We start from the raw sequence: 7,124 nt of genomic DNA, 5'->3' as shown, positions 1-7,124 counted from the left end.
CGCGCATAAGCTGGTATTCTTGTAAGTCTTTTTCACAAAAGTGTTAACGTGCTACAATTGAATTTGATATATGTCAACAAAGCGTAGTTTTGTTGGGTGGTAGATTCGGCTCACACTGTTATATTGCTGTTAATAGGGTTAGGATATGCGCCGCTTTTGTCACCTTTGGGGCTGTAGGGAGTAACACCCCGACCAAGCTAGTGATGTTGTTGACGTTGATGGAAAGTGCATCAAGAACGCGTTTACGTACTTTAGTCATGTGATGAACGGGATGACGAGTAACAAGTCAATAAAAATCCTAATATAACAAAGACTTCTGTACTTCCTATTTCTATTTTGTTGGCAATTTTAGGTAGCAAACATGCAGACCCCGCACATTCTGATCGTAGAAGACGAGATAGTTACTCGTAACACCCTGAAGAGCATTTTCGAGGCGGAAGGCTATGTAGTTCATGAGGCCAATGATGGCGCAGAAATGCACCACATTCTGTCTGAGAATGATATCAACTTAGTTATCATGGACATCAATCTGCCGGGCAAGAATGGCCTGTTGCTAGCACGAGAACTTCGTGAACAAGCAAGTGTTGCCCTAATGTTCCTGACAGGTCGTGATAACGAAGTAGATAAGATCCTTGGCTTGGAAATTGGCGCTGATGATTACATCACCAAACCTTTCAATCCGCGCGAATTAACCATTCGGGCACGTAACTTACTGTCACGCACCATGAATTTGGGTAGCGTGGGTGAAGAGCGCCGCTTGGTTGAGAGTTACAAATTTAATGGCTGGGAGCTGGATATCAATAGCCGCTCACTGATAAGCCCTGCTGGCGAGCATTATAAGCTGCCACGTAGTGAGTTCCGCGCCATGCTGCACTTCTGTGAAAACCCAGGCAAAATTCAATCCCGTGGCGAATTGTTGAAGAAAATGACCGGCCGTGAGCTGAAGCCTCATGACCGTACTGTTGACGTGACTATCCGCCGCATTCGTAAACATTTTGAATCCACGCCGGACACACCAGAAATCATCGCCACTATCCATGGTGAAGGTTACCGTTTCTGTGGTGACCTGGAAGAGTAAACCTCTGCCTGCTATCCACAGTAAAAAGCCAGCATTCTATGCTGGCTTTTTTATATCTATCCAATTTTTACCACGGCATAATCGGAACGGCGCTGATCGCATTTTTCGGCGAGCCGTCGACAACGCGATCGGAATAGGTCAGATAGATTAAGGCATTACGCTTTTGATCATAGAAACGCACTACCTGTAACTTTTTAAACACCAAAGAAGTCCGTTTCTGGAAAACCACTGTACCTTCGGATTTTTTATTCTTAATTTTGTCACTCAGCTCAATCGGCCCCACTTGCTGACAGGAAATTGCTGCATCAGACGTATCCTCTGCCAACCCCAATCCACCTTTGATGCCCCCGGTTTTAGCGCGGCTGATATAACAAGTTACATTTTTAACATCGGGGTCGTCGAAGGCTTCAACCACGATTTTATGATCTGGCCCGAGCAGTTTAAAGACCGTATCGACAGAGCCAATTTCCTCTGCATGAGCAGTTATGGCCCCAAATGAAAGCAGACAACCAAGGAATATCCAATTCTTTTTCATACACTTACTCCATTCCGCTGAATAACGTTACTCAGCGTTAACTATTTGTACTAAAAATAAAATATTCGTTAAAAAGACATTTTATAAATCTTAGGTTCTTTTTTAACACACTATGCCACAAAATTCTTAAGCAGTCGGGAACATAAAAAGTTGCTACTATTCGCCAGAGCTATTCTTTTCATATGACTAACACCCTAAATTTAGGCCGCTTTACGAGGAAGATCTATGGATCAAGCCAGTATCATTCGTGATTTGCTTAGCTGGCTAGAAAGTCATTTAGACCAGCCTTTAGCACTGGACAATGTTGCTGCCAAAGCCGGCTATTCTAAATGGCATTTGCAGCGAATGTTCAAGGATGTCACCGGGAATGCTATCGGTGCCTATATCCGTGCCAGAAGGTTATCTAAAGCCGCTGTAGCGTTACGATTAACCAGCCGTCCTATTCTGGACATTGCCCTACAATATCGCTTTGATTCGCAGCAAACCTTTACCCGGGCATTTAAAAAACAGTTTGCGCAAACACCGGCGCTGTACCGACGGGCAGAAGATTGGCACTCGGCTGGCATTTGCCCACCGATTCGGCTGGGGGAATATACGCTACCTCAACCTGAATTCATCACCTTGCCTGAACAGCACCTGATTGGTCTGACACAAAGCTACTCTTGTACGCTTGAACAGATATCAACTTATCGTACTGAACTACGTTCGCATTTTTGGCAACAATATCTCGGTGATGCCGATCACTTGCCGCCAGTGCTCTATGGTTTACATCACTCCCGCCCTAATCAGGAGAAAGATGATGAGCAGGAGATTTTCTATACCACCGCCATTGAGCCACAACATGTTCCGGGCAATGTGCCGGAAGGGCAACCGGTTATCTTGCAAGGTGGCGAGTACGTGCAGTTCAGCTATGAGGGGCCGCTGGAGGGATTGCAAAACTTCATTCTGACACTCTATGGCACCAGTCTGCCGCAATTAGGGCTAACCCGCCGGCGAGGGTACGATATAGAGCGCTTCTTCCCGCAGGGGAGGCCGAAAGACGGGCCTCCAACCTCGTTGAAATGTGAATATCTCATTCCTATCCGTCGTTAACGCTGTAACTCATCAAGTGCTGGCATATCCAAGTGAGCGGTATCGCCAGCACTTTCAATGACCCAGCCAGAGGCCAGCCAAGGGCTTTCTTGATAATCAACCCGTGATAACGAACAGTTGCGCAAACGCAGACGCCGTTCGGCATGCGCGGGCAGACCCAGTAATGTACTCAACAAACATCCCAGCGCCATACCATGGCTAACTAACAGTGGCTTGCTGCCAGCAGGTAACTTCAGACAGCTATCCAGCGCTGCATGCATACGGCTACCCAGTTCAGTCATCGACTCACCTTCAGGAATACGCCCGCCCTCGGTACCATTAACCATCTGCTTACGCCACTGCTCTTCTTCCACCGATAAGCTTTCAATGGGGCGCGCCTCCAACACGCCCATATTCAGCTCACGCAGGCGTGAGTCTGTCACCATGGTTAGGCCGCAAGCATCAGCAATAATTTTAGCTGTCTGCTGTGTGCGGCCAAGGTCGCTGGTAATAATATGGGTGATACCCTGGCTGCTAACCCGTTGCGCAACCAAGTTGGCCTGACGGATACCGATGTCGGTCAGAGGACTGTCTGATTGGCCCTGAATGCGGCGTGAGGCATTCCAGAGGGTTTCACCGTGACGCACGAGATATACCTGTAACATGTCGTTTTTCCGTTATACTGCGTAAAATAGGCACAAAAACCATTACTTTAGATAAACCCAAAGACGTTGGCGTGGCAGATAGACAGCTAACAGCCCTGCTGCTTCAACTCCCAAGGGAATAGGATACTAGACTCATTATGTACCATGTTGTTGCCGCAACTACCAACCCTGCAAAGATTAAGGCTATCACTCTCGCCTTCGATGATGTTTATGGCCCCGGCCAGTATCGTATTGAAGGTGTCAATGTCGATAGCGGTGTTCCCCTGCAACCCATCGGCAGTCTTGAGACACACAGTGGCGCCAGACAGCGTGTGAGTAACGCACGTAAGATTCGCCCTGAGGCTGATTTTTGGGTTGGGGTTGAAGCCGGTATTGAAGATAATATGACCTTTGCCTGGATGGTAATTGAACACTTACAGTTACGGGGAGAATCCCGTTCTGCCAGCTTAATGCTGCCCGACATTATATTGCATGGGATTCGCCAAGGCCGTGAGCTGGGCGACGAAATGGCAGTTTTAACCGGCATATCGAATGTAAAACATCAGGGTGGTGCCATCGGTATTTTTACCGACGGTAAATTGACCCGCACCAGTGTTTATCACCAGGCACTGCTGTTAGCGCTGGTACCATTTCACAACGAAATATATCAACGCCCGGCACCGTAATACTAAACTCAGGAAGGCTTTACATCGTTTGTCAATAATTGGGTCTCAAGCCAGCTTTTGAGCTGTGGCGGGGCCGTTTTCAAGCTGTTAGAGCCACGGGTAATGGTCGCGATACCTGCACCTAACTGGGTTTTCAATTCACGCTGACTTAATTCCCCGCGCATTAACTCCTCAATGATACGTACCCGGGTACCCAGAGCCGTGCGCTCATCCGGTGTCAGCATCAATTGCAGCAAGGGCAAATGCAGGTCTTGCGCAATCGCGTTTTCCAATAGCGCAACAAAGCTCAGCCAGTGCTGATTATCTTCTGGGGATAACGCCGGATCTGGCGCGAAAGCAGTATTAACCGGGCTGTGGATATTAGGCATGTTTATTTCGTCAGCCGACAGATCATCGGTCAATCGTAGTTTTGTCATGATAGATACCCAAGGTACTATTTAACTAGTACGAGAGCATACCATAACGTGAGATATAGCCAAAGAACTTGGCGTTGCAGAGCTGCCAGTAAACAAGCCTGCAACGCCAAGGTAGTAAGCGCCGCTAACACCGCCACAGCGTCAAGGACGAAGAGTAACCCCAAAGTCATTGGCGTCGCAGGCAGGCAGCGAGCAAACCCCGATGAGCTTACACAAGTAAGTGATTCGGGTGCGCGAGCGCCGCTAACACCGCCGCAGCGTCCAGAACGAAGGAGTATCCTCAAAGTCATTGACGTTGCGGCAAGGCTGCAAGCGAGCAAACCCCGATGAGCTTACACAAGTAAGTGATTCGGGTGCGCGAGCGCCGCTAACACCGCCGCAGCGTCAAGGACGAAGAGGATTAGTAACGCCGCTGCCACTCGGCATCACTCAGCACCTTCGCTGGGCGATTCATAAAGTGCCGATAAAAGGCATCGTATGCCAACACATTTTTCACATAGCCACGGGTTTCTGAGAAAGGAATACTCTCGATGAATGCCACTGCATCCACTTGCCCGCCACTGTTACCTAACCAGGTATTCACCCGCGATGGGCCGGCGTTATAGGCGGCACTGGATAAGATACGGTTGCGCCCGAACTGCTGGTAAACCTCTTCCAGATAGCTGGTACCGATCTCAATGTTTGTAAGCGGATCCAGTAATTGGCTGCTATTGACATAACCACTGATATTATTGAGTTTTACTGTGTGTTCAGCGGTACGCGGCATCACCTGCATTAACCCCGTCGCCCCTACTGGTGACTGTGCTTTCGGGTTCCAGGCACTTTCCTGACGGGCAATAGCCATGGCATAACTTGGGGTTATCCCTTTGCCTTCTGTCGCCTGACGGAACTCCTTTGGCCATGCCAGCGGGAAGCGCTCTTCCAGATGGTCCCACAATTTGGCAACGATGGTGGCCTGTACGCTTAAGTCCGCCCACTTCTGGTTAAAAGCGTAGCGCGCCAGTGCTTCCTGTTCCGGCTTACTGCGGCTAGCGACCAGATAGCTCCACTCGTTACGGGCCAGATTGTCCATATTCCAGTACATCAATTCACGCACCCGGATAATTTCCGGCCGCTGTGCTAACGATGCATCCGGTTTGGTCGCTACCTCAACATTAATGGGGTAAGGAACGCCCAACTTTTGAGCTGCAACCATCGGGTAAAAACCACGTTCCTGCATCAGGCTGCGCAGGATAGCTTCGCCCTCGGTTTTTTTACCTTGTTCCAATAACAGCGATGCACGCCAGTAGCGCCATTCATCTTTATCTTGCGCATCGGCCGGTAAGCGTGCCAGCCAGGTCGCTAACCCCTGGCGATCGCCACTGCCCAGAGACATGCGAATACGCCGCTCCAGCAACGACGTTGAATGGCTACGCAAGGTGACTTGATCTCGCCATTTGGCCTGATCGTAAGTCGCATCGGTCCCCATCAAACGCCAGGCCACCGCCTCTTCCAGCTCCAGCTTTTCGCTATCACTCATTTTTTGTAGCCGGGCCAAGGTCGGGATCATCGCTCGCGCGTTCTCCACGTCTTGGCGAGCCAAACGGGTAAAAGCAATGATGGTGGCAGAACGGGTAAAATCTGTCGGCCCGACCGTACGGGCAAAGCTTTCAACACTGGCCGGGTCACTTTGCAGTTTTGCCAGTGCAGTACCCATGGTCTGATAATCCGCTGGCAGTTGTTTAAGTAAATAACTCACTAAACTGGCATTACCCTCTTTCAAGGCTAACTTCATCCGCGCCAGTGTTGCCAGTGGGGTTTGATGCCCGGCTTGTTGCCAGACACTGAATAATTTAGTGCAACTGCCCGGAAGTGTCTGGCCGTTCAGCCAAATTTCACTCGCACCATCCCAGGCCACCTGCTGTTCGCCAGTGGCCCATTTGGCATAGTAATAGTTACAACGGGCTGCAACCGGCTTCGGTGCTGTCGGGCTGAATGCCAATAACCCCCGCCAATCTTCCCGGCGAGCCAGTTCATTAACAAAACGGGATGACAGTGAACGTGCTGGCGGCAAGGTTGGATTACGGCTAAGGAAATCGTTCACTTGCACCGCGCTCACCTGGCTCAGGTCTTGCGTTAACTGGCGGTACTCCAGATATGGGTACAGGGGATAATCACGCAACGTGGGCATCAGTTGTGTCACTGTGTCCATCTGATTGCTGTCCCAGGCCAGTTTAACTTGCTGATAGCGTTGCCGTTGGGCATCAATGGAGTCAGCGAATGCCACTCCTGAAGTCGTCACCAGACACACGCCAATCGCCAGATATCGCCACTTGTCCATACTTACTATTTCCTCACTGGTTGTTGGCTACTGCACTTTACTTATCGCCACATCATTATATCGCTTACCGCAACCTCTGATTAGCATATGCCCGATTAGTTCCGGCAGCAGAACATACTAACGAAGAGTTTCACCTGATAGCCAGTAATAACATAAAGCAATAGGAGCTGAAGATTAATCACTTGGTGTTATCACTTAATACCCGCGAAACATTCAACACCCGCAAGAAGATCAATAGCAGAATAGTTCAGCCTGTAACTACTTACTATTCACAAGGTTACCAACAATATGTTGCTAAATGTTTCTTGTTTATTATCTAAGATCAAGGCACTGCTTTGATAAAAATCGACTATCCTTGCTTAATATAACTATGT

8 protein-coding genes are annotated in these 7,124 nt (G+C 49.2%); 3 read left to right on the top strand and 5 right to left on the bottom strand.

Annotated features, from left to right (window positions below):
- Positions 1 to 118 precede the first annotated feature (118 nt).
- Complete coding sequence (locus V1952_RS18720) at positions 119 to 259, bottom strand: hypothetical protein (protein ID WP_004706054.1); 141 nt, start codon at positions 257 to 259, stop codon at positions 119 to 121.
- A gap of 102 nt (positions 260 to 361) precedes the next feature.
- On the opposite strand from V1952_RS18720, the gene arcA reads away from it, so the two are divergent.
- The gene (gene arcA, locus V1952_RS18715) at positions 362 to 1,078 is read left to right on the top strand and encodes a two-component system response regulator ArcA (RefSeq protein WP_004706052.1); all 717 of its coding nucleotides are present in this window, start codon (positions 362 to 364) and stop codon (positions 1,076 to 1,078) included.
- 67 nt (positions 1,079 to 1,145) lie between these two features.
- Here the strand turns inward: arcA and creA are convergent, their stop codons facing one another.
- Positions 1,146 to 1,613, bottom strand: coding sequence for a protein CreA (gene creA / locus V1952_RS18710; protein ID WP_083160643.1), 468 nt, complete (start codon positions 1,611 to 1,613; stop codon positions 1,146 to 1,148).
- A gap of 225 nt (positions 1,614 to 1,838) precedes the next feature.
- Here creA and robA point away from each other — a divergent pair, with 225 nt between their 5' ends.
- Positions 1,839 to 2,705 carry an MDR efflux pump AcrAB transcriptional activator RobA gene (gene robA / locus V1952_RS18705; RefSeq protein ID WP_372557964.1) on the top strand — a complete coding sequence of 289 codons (867 nt, stop codon included), beginning with the start codon at positions 1,839 to 1,841 and terminating at the stop codon, positions 2,703 to 2,705.
- Here the strand turns inward: robA and gpmB are convergent.
- On the bottom strand, positions 2,702 to 3,349 hold the full coding sequence (gene gpmB, locus V1952_RS18700; protein ID WP_372557963.1) for a 2,3-diphosphoglycerate-dependent phosphoglycerate mutase GpmB: 648 nt from the start codon (positions 3,347 to 3,349) through the stop codon (positions 2,702 to 2,704). The two genes, robA and gpmB, sit on opposite strands and share 4 nt — an antisense overlap.
- 137 nt (positions 3,350 to 3,486) lie before the next feature.
- Here gpmB and yjjX point away from each other — a divergent pair, with 137 nt between their 5' ends.
- Positions 3,487 to 4,014: an inosine/xanthosine triphosphatase gene (yjjX, locus tag V1952_RS18695; protein ID WP_083160649.1), complete on the top strand. Its 528-nt coding sequence runs from the start codon at positions 3,487 to 3,489 to the stop codon at positions 4,012 to 4,014.
- An 8-nt stretch (positions 4,015 to 4,022) separates the two neighbouring features.
- Here the strand turns inward: yjjX and trpR are convergent, their stop codons facing one another.
- A complete protein-coding gene (gene trpR / locus V1952_RS18690; protein ID WP_420072228.1) occupies positions 4,023 to 4,430 on the bottom strand; it encodes a trp operon repressor in 408 nt (135 codons plus the stop codon).
- A gap of 400 nt (positions 4,431 to 4,830) precedes the next feature.
- Entirely contained in the window at positions 4,831 to 6,750 is a 1,920-nt protein-coding gene (gene sltY, locus V1952_RS18685) for a murein transglycosylase (protein WP_083160651.1), read from the bottom strand.
- Between the last annotated feature and the right edge of the window lie 374 nt (positions 6,751 to 7,124).

The organism is Yersinia sp. 2542 StPb PI, from assembly GCF_048593855.1.
Lineage (GTDB): Bacteria > Pseudomonadota > Gammaproteobacteria > Enterobacterales > Enterobacteriaceae > Yersinia > Yersinia enterocolitica_E.
The sequence above is the reverse complement of the archived record's forward strand: the minus strand, read 5'-3'. Positions and strand labels throughout refer to the sequence as shown.

Bases quoted from the DNA above. Each gene is read 5' to 3' on its own strand.
- V1952_RS18720 (WP_004706054.1), bottom strand. From the start codon at position 259: ATGACTAAAGTACGTAAACGCGTTCTTGATGCACTTTCCATCAACGTC.
- arcA (WP_004706052.1), top strand. From the start codon at position 362: ATGCAGACCCCGCACATTCTGATCGTAGAAGACGAGATAGTTACTCGT.
- creA (WP_083160643.1), bottom strand. From the start codon at position 1,613: ATGAAAAAGAATTGGATATTCCTTGGTTGTCTGCTTTCATTTGGGGCC.
- robA (WP_372557964.1), top strand. From the start codon at position 1,839: ATGGATCAAGCCAGTATCATTCGTGATTTGCTTAGCTGGCTAGAAAGT.
- gpmB (WP_372557963.1), bottom strand. From the start codon at position 3,349: ATGTTACAGGTATATCTCGTGCGTCACGGTGAAACCCTCTGGAATGCC.
- yjjX (WP_083160649.1), top strand. From the start codon at position 3,487: ATGTACCATGTTGTTGCCGCAACTACCAACCCTGCAAAGATTAAGGCT.
- trpR (WP_420072228.1), bottom strand. From the start codon at position 4,430: ATGACAAAACTACGATTGACCGATGATCTGTCGGCTGACGAAATAAAC.
- sltY (WP_083160651.1), bottom strand. From the start codon at position 6,750: ATGGACAAGTGGCGATATCTGGCGATTGGCGTGTGTCTGGTGACGACT.